Origin of the sequence: Klebsiella aerogenes, assembly GCA_029027985.1 — a bacterium.
Taxonomy (GTDB): domain Bacteria; phylum Pseudomonadota; class Gammaproteobacteria; order Enterobacterales; family Enterobacteriaceae; genus Klebsiella; species Klebsiella aerogenes_A.
In genome coordinates this window covers 3,651,254-3,665,583 of sequence record CP119076.1, presented here as the reverse complement: position 1 = coordinate 3,665,583, position 14,330 = coordinate 3,651,254, and the positions used below count along the sequence as shown (strand labels likewise).

The following is a 14,330-nucleotide window of genomic DNA, read 5'->3' as shown; positions in this document are numbered from 1 at the left end:
CCCGAACGTGCGCCGGGCCTGATGGATTACGAGTAAGTGACGGTGTAGGTCGCGACGGCGCTGGCGTCGCCCGGAGTCGCATTGCCTTCCGGGGAGTAGTATTTCGCGCTGAAATTCAGGGTATTTGAGCCTGTACGCAGCGCAACCGGGGCTGCCGCTTCACCTAATCTGACGACATTGCCTTGTTCGTCATATAAACGAATGGCTACGTTTTGCGCCGATGAGCTGCTGCCGTTTGAACCGACAGCCAGACTGTCGGCATCAGCGTTATCTGGCGTACCGGTAAAGGTCACTGCGACAGAGGTTGCGGCAATGGGGTTTTCCTCTGTAGAGCCAGAGGTATCGGCAATTTCACAATCTTCCAGGGTGATAGAGAACGCTTTGGCAGTGCTGGCTTCGCTACCTGCTGCCGCTAGGGTTGCGGTACGCACTTCGCCCATATCGACGTCAATATTGGCGCTATTGGCGCCGATCGCACAGGCGGAGGCCACGACACTACCATTGAAATTAACCGTTCCTCCACTGGTGCCCGCCGCTAACGCAGAGCCGGCAGGTAACAGCGCTGCGATAGCCAATGCCAGCAGCGTTTTGTTGTTTACATAAACTTTCATCTTCTTGATTCCATAGTATTGTTATTGCGTGAATGACTCTGAATTGCGGAACTAGCTGGTTAAAAAAACCAACAGGTCCGTTTTATTTCTGAGCCCGAGTTTTCTTATTGCTGAGCTTTTTAACGCACTGACGCGGCGATATGAAAGCTTCTCAATTTCGGCGATATAACTTAGGTCTAATCCATTTCTTATTTCTTTTAATACCCTCCATTCTCCTGGTGTCAGCGACAGCGCGACGGGTTTCCTTTTGCTTTGATAGCGACAATCGATCATCTTCAATAGGCTGGCTCTCCAGTGATAAAGAGGGTCTTGCAACGAGATATAAGCGTCGATGTCGCCATGTATCCACAATAATGAGTTTGCTGATGTTGAATACATACAGATTTGCATCTCTGGATAATTTCTTTTTATTGCCTTTATGTAACGTAAATTATCAAAGCCAGTATGGTATTTATCGGTTCCTGATATGAAAACGATATTAAATTTTTCATGATTGAGGAAAAAACCAAATTGCTGATAATCATTTCCGAAATCATGTATCTGAGTCGTGCGGTTAATGCTTTTCAATACTGCCGTAATACCGCTGCGTGAAAAGCTGTCTCCGCCTACCAGTGCAATATTAAAGTAAGGTTTTGGATCAGTCCTGTACACCATGTTACTCCCTCGATTTATAGTTTTAATGAGATGATCCGACAGACAGATACCAATCTGTGTTATTCGAAGCAATTAAGTAAGCATTGCACGGTGTGGTATTACTATACCCCAAGCGATGCGCGGGTAATCTGAATTAATCTTAACTTTTATTAATTGCTGATTTTACAATTGCTAATCAGTTTTTTCTGATTGATTAGCATTGTCTCAATTGCCTTTGAATTAGGATAGCTCCATTTTTCAATGAAAATTTAGCTTTGATAAAAGTTTTGTAAGTGATTCGTCATTTAGTGTTTTTCAGGCGTGGTGGTTGCTTACGGTGACTAACAAATATCGAATGGTTCGTTCGGTTTTTACTGATGGTTTGTTTTTTTATTAACAGTGTTTTTATTTTGTTTGTCATTGTTTTTTAATGGTTTTATGTTTTTTTAATTATTTTGCACTTAGAACGATTAGGACAAGTCTGACCAATGTATTCAAAGTGAACGGCGATCTGTTTTGTATGGAATTGTCAATGTCAAGGCTGTTGTTGGTGGCAGGTCAGGTAGCTAATAAGAAGTAGTTCGCGCACGCGTCGAATAATACACTTTTAGTATGCTAACTATTTAAGCCCAACACTTAAGAAAAAATAAGAAAACGGGTTCCAGCCCAGTTGGCAGGCGGGCTGAGTGAGCGTTTAAGCATGTTGTTATGCATACATCATCTTCAATTAAGTGCCGAGTGCCATCAGAAAATAAGATTTTTCGCTAATGCCAGTGATATACAGGTCAAAAAGTTTCCGCCATATTGGTTCTACCAGGAATAGTCTGTATTAATTTCAAAACAAAATGTGATGAGGTCCGTGGATTTGCAACACGCTTGAGGGAGGTTTCTTGTCTGCCATATGCATAAGTATTATATCATTAATGGAATAGTTGAATTCCATCCTGCAGCCAGTACGTTACGCTTGCTTAGCCAACCGGATAATGTGGTTGTTTTAAACTCCCCAGCGGGGCGCTGTTTATTATTATTAATAGAACGTGCTGGCACGATTGTTACCCAGCAGGAATGTATGAACATCGTTTGGCAACAGAGAGGGATGCTGGTATCGCCCAATACCTATTACCAGAATATTTCTATCCTGCGGAAAGGGTTGAAAAAAGCAGGTATTGCGAGTGACCCTGTTGTCACCATTCCTCGTATTGGATTAACGTTGGCAAGCGATACACAAATCGCAGTTAAGGAAAGCCAGTTACAGGACGCGCAATGCGCGATTGAAACAGAAACAGAAACAGAAACAGAAACAGAAACAGAAACAGAAACAGATATTGTCTGTTCTGCTGCTATTCCGCACCCATTACCTGAATCGGTAGAAAAAATACCGCGCAGCGTTAACTATCGTGCGGTGAAGTGGGGGTTGTCTTTGACTGGCGTCGTGTTGGCATCGATGTTGCTGGCATGGATGAGTTTCGCGACGGATTATCTTTTCCGGGATAATTATTTTGTTGATGGCTATCGTTTTGCGGCTGCCAGTGGCGAATGCCATGTCTATCTGGCTAAGGGGATCCAAACCCAACGTGAGCAAGCGCAAGCGTTAATCTATGTTGAGCCGTTTAAGACGCAGTGCAAAAATTATCCCTGGGTCTATGTTGCCTGGTTTTCAATGCTACCACGGGCATCCCTTATTCGTTGCGATCGGCCAATGGAGGAGTCGAATCACTGTATCTCTGATTACTTTATCGAGGATCATTAACATGATTCAGCATTGTCGACGGTTTTATCCCTTTTACCTGTTTCTTCTCATCGCAACGGCGCTGGGTACTTATTACATCTGGCATCGGGATGCAGTGCAAACCTTTTCCTGCCAGGCGAGTTTTGTTCAGCATCATCCAAATGAGACGCTTACGCTGTGGTTAAATTACACACTGAATGCGAAGAGTGGAATGCTCAGCATTAACGGCCGGATACAAAGTGACCCTCGCAAGGTGATCAATAGAAAGATCTCTTTTCAGGTTCAACGTAAAGATCATGTTTATTATTTGACGTCTGAGAGGAACATTAAATTTCCGGATGATAATATAGATGATGTCTGGCTTGAAAAGTATGAACCGCTTTTTTTCCTCTATCCAGGTAAACACATTTATATGCGAATTACGGCACAGAGTAATAATAGCTATCTGTTTATGTTGGGGACGTTACCCACTTATATATGCCATGCTTAAACATGGTGAATAGCGGAGGGTTAGTGGCGAGAAGGGGAGACTGGCTATGTTACAATAATGTTCCTAATGAGAAAATATTTAACACGTCTTACCTGTTTTTGTTGTGAACGGTATATGCGATTACATAAAGTGTGTTTTTTAGCTGTGAAATTAAAAAACATTTTAATTTCTCAGTGCTCTCCTTTATGCTTAATAAAGATATAGGGATTTATCTTATAACATTCAAAAAAGAATTAATGTTGCAATAATGTAATTACAATTTTATTTTGGCAAGATGATGAGTAAAATAGAAAAATCCCATACTGAAAACGTGCCTTTAATTCAGTGCCAGTTACATATTGGTTTGCTGCTTTGGCCCAATTTTTCATTGCTGCCCTTATCCGGGCTAATGGATGCGTTGCGTTATGCGACTGCCGTGCAAAAGCAGCATCATAAAATTATCTTTAAACTCAGCTTGATAAGCGAGCATCCTGATATACCGATAGCGAGTAGTTCGGGAATCAGCATCCGGCCCGATAGGGCGCATTGCCCACCTGAATGCTTTAACTATATTGCCGTCATCGGTGGCGGCCTTGAACATCTTGAGCAGGGATATCGCGGGGACAGGCTTTATCTTGCTGAAGCCCGTCAGGCTGAAGTCCCCTTAATCGGGATAGGGACGGGGAGTTTTGTATTGGCGCAGGAAGGGATGTTGAATGAGAGGAGAGCCTCGGTGCATCCCTTCTATCTTGAGGCCTTTAGACATCGTTTTCCTCATGTTTACGCCGAGCAGGGTTATGATTATATCGATGAAGGTGATGTACTGACCTGTCCTGGCGGAGTGTCCACGATAACGCTGGCAACGGAATTAATCCGCACGTATGGCGGGAACGACGTTGCGGCGATGGCGTGCCAGCGTTTATCCCTCGGGTCTCAAGATGCCGTCACGCCAAGGCCGGCGAATATCGCGCTCATCCCCGATCACCGTTTGCGCCAGGCAGTTCTTATTATTGAGCAATATCTGAATCGTCCCGTTACCGCAGCATGGGTCGCGAATCATGTGCACTTAAGCGAGCGGCAGCTTAACCGCCTGTTTCATTCCGAATTTGGTAAAACGACCCGCGAATTTATTCGTAGCGCCAGATTACGCTACGCCTGTTGGCTATTGAAAAACTCGCCGCGAAGCGTCACCGAAATTGCTTTGCGGATGGGGTTTAGCGACTGCGCCCATTTTATTCGCCACTTCCAGGCTGAGTATGGTTGTACGCCTGGCGTGTGGCGTCTATCTCCCGGGTGAGTGTGACGATAAATTTGCGCCTGCGGATTGCATCTCCATGAGCCTGGTAGAGGCAATTCGCTGCAGACTCGGCGATATAAGCAAACTCTCACGCATTTTCTCTGCATTGATTTTTAACATTTCCCCATGAAAAGAGACAGTTGCAACATTCGTGTTGTTCCCGCCTCTATTCATCTTGTCTGCGCGATAAAAACCCCCTCGATGATTTCTTTCCGATATGTGATGTTGATAACTAAAACACCGTTTTATTTTCATTGAATCGTAATTTCACCTGATCAATGATAATTGCATGGTATCAGCGTGGTGCGCACAACCTGAGACTCCTGACTTTTCTTTCTTGTTCATAACGCAATGAACAGAAAGAGTTTTTTCAAACATTATTGAAAGAATAAGTCGCATCCTGGCCGCTTCCGGCCGGATGGAGATGAGGATAAAAAATGAAAATCAAAGCAACCATCGAACGTATCCCTGGCGGCATGATGCTGATCCCACTGCTGCTTGGCGCCGTTCTCAATACTCTGGCGCCGGATACCGGGAATTACTTTGGTTCATTCACCAAAGGTATGATTGGCGGCACGGTACCGATTCTGGCGGTCTGGTTCTTTTGCATTGGCGCATCGATTGATTTACGCGCCACCGGTACCGTATTACGTAAATCCGGGACATTGGTGATCACCAAGATTGCCGTTGCCTGGATAGTCGCACTCATCGCGGCGATGATTATTCCTGAAAATGGCGTCCAGACGGGTTTCTTTGCCGGATTGTCGGTGCTGGCGATTATCTCGGCAATGGATATGACTAACGGTGGACTGTACGCCAGCCTGATGAACCAGTACGGCAGCAAAGAAGAGTCCGGGGCATTTGTGCTGATGTCGCTGGAGTCGGGGCCGTTGATGACCATGGTGATCCTCGGTTCCGCCGGGTTGGCATCATTCGAACCTCACCATTTTATCGGCGCCGTTCTGCCGTTCCTGGTGGGCTTCGCTTTAGGTAACCTGGATCACGATTTCCGCGCTTTCTTTAGCAAAGCCACCCCAGTACTGATCCCATTCTTCGGTTTTGCGCTCGGTAATACCATCAACCTGAGCGTGATTATGGATACCGGTCTGTTGGGGATCGTTCTGGGGGTTGCCGTTATCGTGATTACCGGCATTCCGTTGATTATTGCTGACCGTGTTATCGGCGGCGGTAATGGTACTGCGGGGGTCGCGGCCTCTTCCGCGGCGGGGGCGGCGGTCGCGAACCCGGTGATTATCGCGCAGATTAACCCGGCCTTTGAACCCGTGGCCGCTTCGGCGACGGCGCTGGTCGCGGCAAGCGTTATCGTGACCGCGATTTTGGTGCCGATTATCACCGCCCTGTATGCCAAACGCTTTGGCAACGCGCAGGCGGCGAAAGCGCTTAGCGCCAATATAGCGCCGTCCGCGCATCACTAACTCATTCTCGCCCTCCGTCGGAGGGCTTTATTATTCAAGAATCTGCCTGGAGGCTAATGTGGACGTAAGACAAAGTATCCACAGTGCGCATGCGAAAACTCTGGATACTCAGGGGCTGCGTAACGAATTTTTAGTTGAACAAGTGTTTGTCGCTGATGAGTACACCATGGTGTACAGCCATATCGACCGCATTATCGTCGGCGGTATTATGCCGGTGCAGCGCGGCGTATCAGTAGGCGGTGAAGTGGGTAAACAGCTTGGAGTCAGTTATTTTCTTGAACGACGTGAATTAGGGGTGATCAATATCGGCGGCCCTGGTTGTATTACCGTTGATGGCCACTGCTACGAAATTGGCCATCGCGAGGCGCTGTACGTTGGTAAAGGTGCGAAAGAAGTGGTGTTCACCAGCGTAGAGAGCGGCAAACCGGCAAAGTTCTACTATAACTGCGCGCCAGCGCATACCGCATATCCGACCAAAAAGGTCACGCCAGCCGATGTGGCGCCGGTTACTCTCGGCGACAATCTCACCAGCAACCGCCGTACCATCAACAAATACTTCGTACCGGATGTGCTTGAAACCTGCCAACTGAGCATGGGATTAACCGAGTTGGAACCGGGGAATCTGTGGAACACGATGCCGTGCCATACCCATGAACGACGCATGGAGGTCTACTTCTATTTCAACATGGATGAGGACGCCTGTGTGTTCCATATGATGGGGCAGCCGCAGGAGACCCGCCATATCGTGATGCATAACGAACAAGCCGTGATTTCACCAAGCTGGTCGATTCACTCTGGCGTTGGCACCCGCGCCTATACCTTTATCTGGGGAATGGTCGGGGAGAACCAGGTCTTTGACGATATGGACCACGTCGCGGTACGCGATATTCGTTAAATTCCAGCAGCAAACAAACCCGATGATTCGGGTTTGTTTGATTGTTCCATATTCAGAACGCTGAGTCCCCCGTCTGAATATAGATGGTTGATAGATCTGATGTTAAATTAGATAAAAATATCAATACCATCCGGGAACATAAATATGAAAACTCGCTTACTCCTTCCTGTCGCCGCGTTATTATTATCTGGCGCTGCGCATGCTGACATCTATAAACTCGACAATACCCATACGAATGCCGTATTTAATATTGACCATTTCCAGACATCGACTAATCACGGTGGGTTCTATGCTATCACTGGTGAAGTTGATTATCAGCCAGAAAATAAAATGGGCCACCTTCAGGTAACTATTCCGCTAAAAGCGCTCAATACTGGGGTGCCAGCTTTTGATAAGCATATTCTTAGCAGTGATATTCTGAATGCGGAGAAATATCCGACGATCGTTTTTACCTCGAGCAAGTGGCATTTCGCTGACGACAAACCTACGGCCATCGACGGACAGTTGACCATGAAAGGCATCAGTCGTCCGGTAACCCTTAAGGCAACCAGGTTTAACTGCTACGAGAGCCCGGTCTTTAAGGCTCAGGTATGCGGCGGTGATTTTGTCGCGCAGATCGACCGTACACAATGGGGAGTCGATTATCTGGTGGATATGGGGATGAGCAAAACGGTGGACATTGCTATCCAGGTTGAAGGGATTAAACAGTAAGTAGAGGGAATGACGATAATGAAAAAGCAAAAATTGGCCACCGCATTTGCCGCGCTGGCGTTAGCCCTGACGTCAACGATGGTTCAGGCAGCGGAATATAAAGCCAGTAGCGAAGAGAAAACGCTGAAGATAACTAACCTGTCGTCGTTGGAGGCGCAGGTTAAGGCGCGAATGGATAAAGGGGCGTTCGGTTATATTCGTGGCGGCGCGGAAGATGAAAATAATCTGCGGAGTAATACTGCGGATTTCGATAAAAAATATATTATGCCGCGCGTGCTGCAGGGTATTGAATTAAAGGATATCAACTTGTCGACCAGTCTCCTGGGGATCAGGCTAAAAACGCCGATTATTCAGGCTCCGATGGCGGCACAGGGATTGGCGCATCAAAACGGTGAGTTAGCGACAGCGAAAGGTATGGCACAGGTGGGTTCGATTTTCTCCTTAAGTACCTATGGCAATAAAACTATCGCCGAGGTGGCCAAGGCCTCAGGGGAAAATCCATTTTTCTTCCAGCTTTATATGAGTAAAAACAATCAGTTCAATGAGTTTATTCTCGGTGAAGCGGTTAAACATGGCGCGAAAGCGATTATTCTGACCGTTGATTCTCCGGTTGGCGGCTATCGTGAAGACGATATTAAAAACAACTTCCAGTTCCCGCTCGGTTTTGCCAACCTTGAGATGTTTGCCCGACAAAATGATGATGGTTCGAAGACCGGTAAAGGCGCTGGGATCAGTGAAATCTACGCTCAGGCGAAACAGGCATTTACACCAGAAGATATTCAGTATGTTCAACGTATCTCCGGATTGCCGGTGATTGTGAAAGGCATTCAGTCTCCGGAAGATGCTGAAGTCGCCATTCAGGCCGGGGCGGCAGGGCTATGGGTCTCTAACCACGGCGGTCGCCAGTTAGATAGTGGCCCATCGTCATTCGATTTGCTGCCAGCGATTGCGAAGGTGGTGAATAAGCGCGTGCCGATAATTTTCGACAGCGGCGTGCGTCGCGGTTCTCATGTCTTTAAAGCACTTGCCAGCGGTGCGGATATCGTTGCTGTAGGGCGCCCGGTGCTGTACGGGCTTAATCTCGGCGGCGCCCAGGGGGTAGCTTCGGTTATCGAACAACTGAATAAAGAGTTGGTGATCAATATGATGTTGGGCGGTGCCAAAGATATTGAACAGGTGAAGAAAACCAAATTACTGACAGAAAAAGATCTGCAGTCGTAAGTCGAAACCTGCTGGCGCCCGCGCATTCAGCTGAGCGGGCGCCAGCAGGTTTGCGTCAGGCATGCGCCAGCAATGGGAACATCAGTTTATTATCGTGAAAGATGTTCTCTTTCGTTGAATAGATAAACAGCATATCTTCGCCATCTAATTTTTCGTACTCGCCAAGGCGGGCTTCCTTCGGCGTAAAACCGAGAACTGCCTGTTGGGATTGCGGCTGGGCCAGTTCGTTAATAATGGTTGCCATGGATTGCCCGGCATCGCAAAAAATATCAAAGCAGATAAGCTCATGGGCGCTTTGCATGGCAATGGCGATGGCCTGGTTTTTCTCCGAGTAGTAGACGAAATGCTTCATAAACGCCGAGCAGTAAAACATCAGCAGGCCGAAATTATTCTCCACCCGCAGCTGCGAGAAAGGGTTCGACTTCTGGTAATAACGTTTGAGTAGGGTAATATCGTCAGCGTTATCCATATCCAGCTTACGGAAGTCGCCGCTTGTCGGTGAGACCGGCGCAACATATTGATATTCATCGGTCTGTCTGAAACCGAATCGGGGGTAAAAGTCAACGGTCGTTGAGTTGGCAAACAGGAAAAAGGCATCCGCTTTGTCGCGCCAGTCGTCAAGAATATGTTGAATCAACTGACCGGCGAGGCCTCTATTGCGGTAATCGATGTTGGTCATCACCGTACCAATTTGAATATAGCGTCTGCTCTGCCCTTGCCAGACTAAATCAATGATATTGGCTGATGCATTGGCAATAACTTTATTCTTATCAACGAAAGCGTAGGGGATATATGATTCGGTCCAGTACCCTTGCTGGTACCAGTCATCAAAGGATAAATCGAACGTCTTGATGGCTAAATCAATAAAGCTTTTTCTTAATGTATTATCATCTTTGAGTTGCTTAACCAATTTGTAGTTCATCGCGGTCATTCCCTTCTTATCCGTTTTGCTATCCGACATTGCTACAGGCAAATTTTACCCCTTGAAAATCACAGGTTTTGTGCCTGAGTATGGCGTTTTTCTGTGGTTTGTACAGCATTGGGCGAGGGGTATCGCTCAGGACGTTGCTCAGGTCACAGTTAGGGTTTGCTGCAGACTGACTGCGATGATGCGGAGGGGGAGGATGCCATACCGTGTTATCAAACAGGAGAAAATAACAGCCGATAATTTCGGCAAAAAGTTTCACAGGTAAAACTTATTCAGCTGGAGTTTTATTTTATATAGGTCATCACGCATTTCATCTTTGGCATGCTTGACAACATTATTACCCGTTGCTAATAGTTAAGCCACATCTTAAATAATAAACAAAGTTTAATATATGAAACTTGCAAACGGGAGTTATGATAATAGTACAACCGTGAAAGATGAGGCGGGGATCCTCGCTGAATTCCAGTTTCGTAGCCAACAGGTGTATCAAGATAATAATTCAGTGCGCCGTATTGCTTATGGCGATGATGAACGGGAAAATATTGATTGGTTTATTTCATCGCAACCAGCGCGCGGAACCATTATATTTATTCACGGTGGTTACTGGCAGTCCTGCAATAAAGAGGATTTTGCTTTTATTACCACCGGGCCGTTGATGGCGGGATTTGATGTGATGCTGGTGGAGTATAGTTTGGCGCCGCGGGTGACGTTACAACAGATATATCAACAAATTGGCGCTGCTCTGGATACCATTTATCTTTTGGCTGATATAAAAATGCCCGTTTATTTGAGTGGTCATTCAGCGGGAGGGCATCTTGCCGCCTGTTGGCAAACGCATCCGTTGATCACTGCAACGCTGGCGATCAGCGGTATTTTTGAATTATCGCCGCTATTAGCAACGACGGTTAACCGGCAGCTACAATTGACGGAACAGGAAGTTAGCGTTCTGAGTCCGTTGCGCCATCCTCCGGAATGCTCATCAGCGATAACGTTATTTTATGGTGCCGATGAATTATCTGAGCTTATTGCGCAGAGTGAAAACTATGCACAATGGTTTTCACAGAATAATGTACCGGTTGAGTGCGTCGCGGTCGCCGGGGCTAATCATTACAATATTCTTGATACGTTATTTTCTACCGATGGATTACTCCTGGAATCTATCATTAATAGCAGGTGAGCATCATGCGCAAGGTAATTAACACCGGGTTGCCGGAAATAGGCCAACCATTTTCATGGGCAACGCGTGGCGGTGGCCTTTTATTTACAGCCCATGGCCCCGTTCTTGCTGATGGTACAATCGAAACGGGGGCAGTGGAAAAACAAATCAGTTTAACATTTGATAACTTGAATCATACCTTACAGGCAGCGAATAGTCATAGTGATAATGTATTACAAATAATAGTTTATTTGACTGATGTTAACGATGTTCCCATGCTTGATAAAATTTACCGGCGCTATTTCAATGCACCTTACCCGAATCGCTCAACGGTCATTGTCGATAAGCTAGTGGTGCCGGGAATGAAAATAGAAATCACCGTAACTGCTACTGATAATTAAAAAACCTCACCTGCTAGCAATAAATAATGATAGCTAAGGATAACTATGTTCGCAGAAATCAAAGCCTCGCTACCCGATCCGATTATGTCGTTGATGGAAGCCTATTTACAGGATAGTCATCCGCAGAAAGTGAATTTAGGTATCGGTTTATATTATGACGAACAAGGACGAATTCCATTAATGAATGCCGTAAGGCAAGCGGAGCAGCGGTTACTTGCCGCACAGCAACCTCATGGCTATCCGCCCATTGAAGGTAGCGCTGGTTTTGCCAGGGGCGTGCAAACTTTGCTGCTGGGAGAAATCGCGCAGCAACAAGCCTTGGCGACGGTTCAGACTATCGGCGGTTCCGGCGCGCTTAAGTTAGCGGCAGATTTTCTGGTTGGCTTCCTTCAATGCCGGGCTATTTGGGTGTCTGATCCAACGTGGGCTAACCATCAGGCCATTTTTGCCGGCGCTGGATTGGAGGTTAATCATTATCCCTGGTTTGATAATGCGAGCGGCGAGCTACGTTATGCCGAGATGATTGACACGCTGCAATCATTACCTGCGGGAAGCGTCGTGTTATTGCACCCTTGTTGCCATAACCCAACCGGGACCGACCTGAATCCGCAACAATGGCGAGAAGTGATTACCCTAATGCAGAGGCAGCGTCTGTTGCCACTATTTGATATCGCTTATCAGGGATTCGGCGAGGGGCTGGATGAAGACGGCTATGCGTTGCGACTAGCGCAAGAAAGCGATTTGCAGTTCATTATTGCGAACTCATTTTCGAAAAACGTTTCACTCTATGGTCAGCGAGTCGGCGGTTTAACCGTGCGCTGCGCTAACCAGGGGATTGCCGACAATGTGTTGGGAGCGCTGAAAACACTGATCCGCCGCAGTTACTCCTGCCCACCGACTTACGGAAGCCGAATCGTCGAACTGCTATTAACCGATCAAATGCTTAATCATCTGTGGCGAGAAGAACTTAATAGTATGCGTCAACGTATCAAACAGATGCGCCTGCGATTGGCCGTGGGTCTGGAAGAAGGGGGATCTACGTTGGACTATCGGCGCATACGCGATCAGCGCGGCATGTTTAGCTACACCGGCTTGAATGAACAACAACTCAATGATCTGCGCCAGCGTTACGCTATCTATCTGGTTGCTCCGGGAAGGATGTGTTTACCGGGACTGAATAGTGACAATATTGATTATGTCACTGCCGCCATTCTGGATGTGACCACTTCCCGTCGCTAAGGCAGGTTGAGATGAAAGACCCTAAACATTTTGCAAAAATTGCCCAGCGGCAGGGCGGATTAAAACAGCAACTCACTGCCGGGCAGATGTCGATGTTAGCGATTGGCGGGGCGATAGGCACCGGATTATTTCTGGGAAGCGCCTACGCCATTCAGATGGCAGGTCCCTCGGTGTTACTCAGCTACTTGATTGGCGGGGTCATTGCCTTACTGTTAATGGGCTGCCTTGCCGAGATGACATCGGAGCATCCCACTCCAGGATCATTTGGCGATTACGCGGAATTCTATCTGAGCCCACTGTGTGGATATCTGGTGCGTTACTCTTACTGGTCCTGTGTCGTTCTGGCAGTAGGAACGGAGGTCACAGCGATCGGCATGTATATGCAGTATTGGTTCCCGGGGTCCGCTGCCTGGCCGTGGGTATTAATGTTCTCGGCAATGGTGGTGGTGATAAATATTATTGGCGTGAAATGGTTTGGCCAGGTGGAATATGTGCTGTCGACAATTAAAGTCTTAGCGATTATCGCTTTTATTGTTATTGGCATCGGCATTTTGGCATTTTCGGCTAACCCGACCTATGGCGTGCATAATTTCACCAGCGGCGGCGGGTTCATGCCATTTGGTATTAGTGGAATGTGGTTTGCAACGATTGTTTCGATCTTTAGCTACCTGAGTATAGAAATGATTGCGGTTGCCGCAGGGGAAGCTAAGAATCCGGTTGTGGCAGTAAAATCCGCTTTTAAAGGCACTATTCTGCGCCTCTTTATCTTCTATATGTTATCCATTGCGTTAATGCTGGCTATTGTTCCATGGCGACAATCAGGAACAGCGGAAAGTCCGTTCCTGGTAGCAATGAATGTGATTCATCTGCCTTATGCCGGAGGCATCTTTAATTTCATTGTGCTTATTGCGGCACTGTCAGCGATGAACAGCCAGCTCTATATCACCACGAGAATGATGTTCTCATTGTCACGCGCAGGTCAAGCCCCCGCGACTTTTGGACGTGTGAGTCGCCGGGGGATCCCGGTGAATGCGCTAGCAATATCCTGCGTAGGCATCATGGTTTCCATTGTATTAAGTATATTCTGGCCTGAACAATCTTTTGCGGCAATGATGTCAATCTCAGTGTACGGCGCCTGTTTTACCTGGTTGATGATTTTTATGACTCATCTGTTTTTCCGGCGTCAGCATACTGCAACGGCGTTGAAGTTTCGTCTTTGGGGATATCCATTTACCACGCTGCTTGGCGCCGGTTTGATGTTGGCATTGTTAATCTCAACGGCTTTTACCGATTTCTTCCGTATGACGTTGTGGTTTGGCATTCCGTTTACTTTATTATTAGTCGCCACCTACTTTTATAGCCGTCGTGGGAAAGCCGTACTATCCACGCCTGCGCAACGTGACATCGAACGGGTATCCTAACCCTTGTGCTTATACACCTGCGACTTCAGTCGCAGGTGTTCGCATTCGCATTTTGTGGCGGCGAAGTTAGCGCAATCTCCCATCAGTAAAATCCATTGTTGTTATTAATCTCGTCGGTTAGATGAGAGCATTTCTCAATTATCGCGTACTGGCGACGACCTTTTGTTAATTAATAATAAATTT

General features: G+C 47.0%; 14 protein-coding genes. 11 read left to right on the top strand and 3 right to left on the bottom strand.

Annotated elements, in window-relative coordinates; genetic code table 11:
- Window positions 1-26: 26 nt before the first annotated feature.
- Window positions 27-611, bottom strand: a complete 585-nt coding sequence (locus tag PYR66_17415) for a fimbrial protein (protein WEF27063.1) — start codon at window positions 609-611, stop codon at window positions 27-29.
- A gap of 51 nt (window positions 612-662) precedes the next feature.
- Entirely contained in the window at window positions 663-1,265 is a 603-nt protein-coding gene (locus tag PYR66_17410; GenBank protein WEF27062.1) for a LuxR C-terminal-related transcriptional regulator, read from the bottom strand.
- Window positions 1,266-2,145: 880 nt separating this feature from the next.
- Here PYR66_17410 and PYR66_17405 point away from each other — a divergent pair.
- The 7 genes from PYR66_17405 (at window position 2,146) to PYR66_17375 (ending at window position 9,002) form a co-directional block, all read left to right on the top strand.
- A complete protein-coding gene (locus PYR66_17405) occupies window positions 2,146-2,994 on the top strand; it encodes a winged helix-turn-helix domain-containing protein (GenBank protein ID WEF27061.1) in 849 nt (282 codons plus the stop codon).
- 1 nt (window position 2,995) lies between these two features.
- Window positions 2,996-3,463 (top strand): hypothetical protein, encoded by a 468-nt coding sequence (locus PYR66_17400; GenBank protein WEF27060.1) that lies wholly within the window; start codon window positions 2,996-2,998, stop codon window positions 3,461-3,463.
- 274 nt (window positions 3,464-3,737) lie between these two features.
- The gene (locus PYR66_17395; GenBank protein ID WEF27059.1) at window positions 3,738-4,739 is read left to right on the top strand and encodes a helix-turn-helix domain-containing protein; all 1,002 of its coding nucleotides are present in this window, start codon (window positions 3,738-3,740) and stop codon (window positions 4,737-4,739) included.
- 437 nt (window positions 4,740-5,176) lie between these two features.
- The gene (gene kdgT, locus PYR66_17390; GenBank protein WEF27058.1) at window positions 5,177-6,175 is read left to right on the top strand and encodes a 2-keto-3-deoxygluconate transporter; all 999 of its coding nucleotides are present in this window, start codon (window positions 5,177-5,179) and stop codon (window positions 6,173-6,175) included.
- A 58-nt stretch (window positions 6,176-6,233) separates the two neighbouring features.
- The gene (gene kduI / locus PYR66_17385; protein WEF27057.1) at window positions 6,234-7,070 is read left to right on the top strand and encodes a 5-dehydro-4-deoxy-D-glucuronate isomerase; all 837 of its coding nucleotides are present in this window, start codon (window positions 6,234-6,236) and stop codon (window positions 7,068-7,070) included.
- 144 nt (window positions 7,071-7,214) lie between these two features.
- Window positions 7,215-7,781 carry a YceI family protein gene (locus tag PYR66_17380; GenBank protein WEF27056.1) on the top strand — a complete coding sequence of 189 codons (567 nt, stop codon included), beginning with the start codon at window positions 7,215-7,217 and terminating at the stop codon, window positions 7,779-7,781.
- A gap of 18 nt (window positions 7,782-7,799) precedes the next feature.
- Window positions 7,800-9,002, top strand: a complete 1,203-nt coding sequence (locus tag PYR66_17375; protein WEF27055.1) for a lactate oxidase — start codon at window positions 7,800-7,802, stop codon at window positions 9,000-9,002.
- A gap of 55 nt (window positions 9,003-9,057) precedes the next feature.
- Here the strand turns inward: PYR66_17375 and PYR66_17370 are convergent, their stop codons facing one another.
- Window positions 9,058-9,924, bottom strand: a complete 867-nt coding sequence (locus tag PYR66_17370; protein ID WEF27054.1) for a GNAT family N-acetyltransferase — start codon at window positions 9,922-9,924, stop codon at window positions 9,058-9,060.
- Window positions 9,925-10,321: 397 nt separating this feature from the next.
- On the opposite strand from PYR66_17370, the gene PYR66_17365 reads away from it, so the two are divergent.
- The 4 genes from PYR66_17365 to PYR66_17350 are packed head-to-tail and all read left to right on the top strand — an operon-like array spanning window position 10,322 to window position 14,147.
- Window positions 10,322-11,107 (top strand): alpha/beta hydrolase, encoded by a 786-nt coding sequence (locus PYR66_17365; GenBank protein WEF27053.1) that lies wholly within the window; start codon window positions 10,322-10,324, stop codon window positions 11,105-11,107.
- Window positions 11,108-11,112: 5 nt separating this feature from the next.
- Window positions 11,113-11,487, top strand: a complete 375-nt coding sequence (locus tag PYR66_17360; protein WEF27052.1) for a RidA family protein — start codon at window positions 11,113-11,115, stop codon at window positions 11,485-11,487.
- 45 nt (window positions 11,488-11,532) lie between these two features.
- The gene (locus PYR66_17355; GenBank protein WEF27051.1) at window positions 11,533-12,726 is read left to right on the top strand and encodes an aspartate/tyrosine/aromatic aminotransferase; all 1,194 of its coding nucleotides are present in this window, start codon (window positions 11,533-11,535) and stop codon (window positions 12,724-12,726) included.
- An 11-nt stretch (window positions 12,727-12,737) separates the two neighbouring features.
- Window positions 12,738-14,147: an amino acid permease gene (locus PYR66_17350; protein WEF27050.1), complete on the top strand. Its 1,410-nt coding sequence runs from the start codon at window positions 12,738-12,740 to the stop codon at window positions 14,145-14,147.
- Window positions 14,148-14,330: the final 183 nt, after the last annotated feature.

Excerpts from the sequence above, each read along its gene's own strand:
- PYR66_17415 (WEF27063.1), bottom strand. The coding sequence starts at position 611 with ATGAAAGTTTATGTAAACAACAAAACGCTGCTGGCATTGGCTATCGCA.
- PYR66_17410 (WEF27062.1), bottom strand. The coding sequence starts at position 1,265 with ATGGTGTACAGGACTGATCCAAAACCTTACTTTAATATTGCACTGGTA.
- PYR66_17405 (WEF27061.1), top strand. The coding sequence starts at position 2,146 with ATGCATAAGTATTATATCATTAATGGAATAGTTGAATTCCATCCTGCA.
- PYR66_17400 (WEF27060.1), top strand. The coding sequence starts at position 2,996 with ATGATTCAGCATTGTCGACGGTTTTATCCCTTTTACCTGTTTCTTCTC.
- PYR66_17395 (WEF27059.1), top strand. The coding sequence starts at position 3,738 with ATGATGAGTAAAATAGAAAAATCCCATACTGAAAACGTGCCTTTAATT.
- kdgT (WEF27058.1), top strand. The coding sequence starts at position 5,177 with ATGAAAATCAAAGCAACCATCGAACGTATCCCTGGCGGCATGATGCTG.
- PYR66_17380 (WEF27056.1), top strand. The coding sequence starts at position 7,215 with ATGAAAACTCGCTTACTCCTTCCTGTCGCCGCGTTATTATTATCTGGC.
- PYR66_17375 (WEF27055.1), top strand. The coding sequence starts at position 7,800 with ATGAAAAAGCAAAAATTGGCCACCGCATTTGCCGCGCTGGCGTTAGCC.
- PYR66_17370 (WEF27054.1), bottom strand. The coding sequence starts at position 9,924 with ATGAACTACAAATTGGTTAAGCAACTCAAAGATGATAATACATTAAGA.
- PYR66_17365 (WEF27053.1), top strand. The coding sequence starts at position 10,322 with ATGAAACTTGCAAACGGGAGTTATGATAATAGTACAACCGTGAAAGAT.
- PYR66_17360 (WEF27052.1), top strand. The coding sequence starts at position 11,113 with ATGCGCAAGGTAATTAACACCGGGTTGCCGGAAATAGGCCAACCATTT.
- PYR66_17355 (WEF27051.1), top strand. The coding sequence starts at position 11,533 with ATGTTCGCAGAAATCAAAGCCTCGCTACCCGATCCGATTATGTCGTTG.
- PYR66_17350 (WEF27050.1), top strand. The coding sequence starts at position 12,738 with ATGAAAGACCCTAAACATTTTGCAAAAATTGCCCAGCGGCAGGGCGGA.